2 protein-coding genes are annotated in these 1,345 nt (G+C 67.7%); one reads left to right on the plus strand and one right to left on the minus strand.

The features are described 5' to 3' along the window. Positions 1-227 precede the first annotated feature (227 nt). Positions 228-788 (minus strand): PadR family transcriptional regulator, encoded by a 561-nt coding sequence (locus tag ACIP1U_RS32595; RefSeq protein ID WP_400324068.1) that lies wholly within the window; start codon positions 786-788, stop codon positions 228-230. 338 nt (positions 789-1,126) lie between these two features. Between ACIP1U_RS32595 and ACIP1U_RS32600 the strand changes: the two genes are divergently transcribed. Further along, positions 1,127-1,282: a hypothetical protein gene (locus ACIP1U_RS32600; RefSeq protein WP_400324071.1), complete on the plus strand. Its 156-nt coding sequence runs from the start codon at positions 1,127-1,129 to the stop codon at positions 1,280-1,282. Positions 1,283-1,345 lie beyond the last annotated feature (63 nt).

Consider the following 1,345-nt stretch of genomic DNA (forward strand, 5'->3'; position numbering starts at 1 on the left):
GCGGCGGCCCCGGCCGCGGGGGGGGGGCGGGCGGGGGGCGGGGGGGCCCGGCCCGGGCCCCCCCCCCCCCCCCCCCCCCGGGGGGGGGGGCCCCCCCCCGCGGGGGGGGGGGGGGGGGCCCCCCCCCCCCCCGCGCCTCGTTGTGCCATGGCACTTCGTCGATGCTCCGGCCCTCTCCCCCGGCCCCTCTCCCGCACGCGGGAGAGGGGAGAAAATCGAGGGTTCGGTTACGCCGGCTGCTCCAGCAGCGGCAGCAAGTCTTCGCCCCACGCAACCCAATCCTGCTCGAAGCGGATGCCCCGGCGCAGCAGCGCATAGCGCAACTGCTGCGCGCGGTCCATGTCGGGCGCGGAGAAATCCTTGCGCTCGATCGCCAGATAGGTCTCGAGCCGTGCCTGGTGCAGCGCGATCAGCCTGCGCATTTCATCGCCCAGGCCAAGCGGCCCGATGGCGGCATCGGCACGCAGCTTGACCAGGATTTCCTCGCGCTGGTCTAGCCCGGCGCCAGGCGCCAGCACCCAGCGCACCAGTTCGTCGCGCCCGGCCGGCAGCACCCGGTAGACCTTCTTGCGGTTCTTGCGGTCGCCGCCGCCGGCCTCATTTTCCGCCGTCTCGCGCTCGTCGGCCGCGATCCAGCCGCTGTCAGCCATGCGCCCCAGCTCGCGGTAAATCTGCTGGTGGGTGGCATGCCAGAAATAGCCGATGGATCGATCGAAGCGGCGCGCCAGGTCATAACCGGACGACGGCCTTTCAAGCAGGGATATCAACAAGGCGTGCTGGGTCGACATGCGTCTGGGCAGTGGGCCCGTCGGGGGCGGTTGATGGTTGCGGAAGCGCCATGCGGCGGGAATGCCGGCCGCGCCGGTGCGCCACGGGTGGCAAAGACTGGCGCTATGTTAGCGCAATGCCCCGCGCTGTCGGCAGTCAACCCTCCGCGGCGCTTCTCGATTCAGTCTCATCATCCCTTGGAAACGCGCCTGCGCACCCGTCCCGGTATTGCGCCATTGGGCAGCGCTCTACAGTGCTTTGATCAAAATCATTCGCAATTTTAGGATTCCTCCGATAGACATCCGGTGTTCGCCGGGTAGCCTGAAAGGCTGGCCCGCGTCGTGCGTTGGTTGGTTTTGTGCAGTGGCTGCTGGTCGATCTCCAAAAGCAGCCCTTGGAAATCAAGAGGGTCACCATTGATCAGTGGATCGCTACGGGCAAGCAAGGAGCGCTGCAGCTCGCTGCCATGCGCCAGCGCTTTGCCGACGATCTGAAATCGAGAATTGCGTCATGACTACCAATCAGGAACTCACCCCCGCCGAGAAGGTACGGGTCGCGCTGACCAACGTTACCCACG

This window comes from Cupriavidus sp. NPDC089707, assembly GCF_044748965.1.
Lineage (GTDB): Bacteria > Pseudomonadota > Gammaproteobacteria > Burkholderiales > Burkholderiaceae > Cupriavidus.

What these genes read in the sequence shown, in the direction of transcription:
- ACIP1U_RS32595 (WP_400324068.1), bottom strand. Translation starts at nt 788, where the DNA reads ATGTCGACCCAGCACGCCTTGTTGATATCCCTGCTTGAAAGGCCGTCG.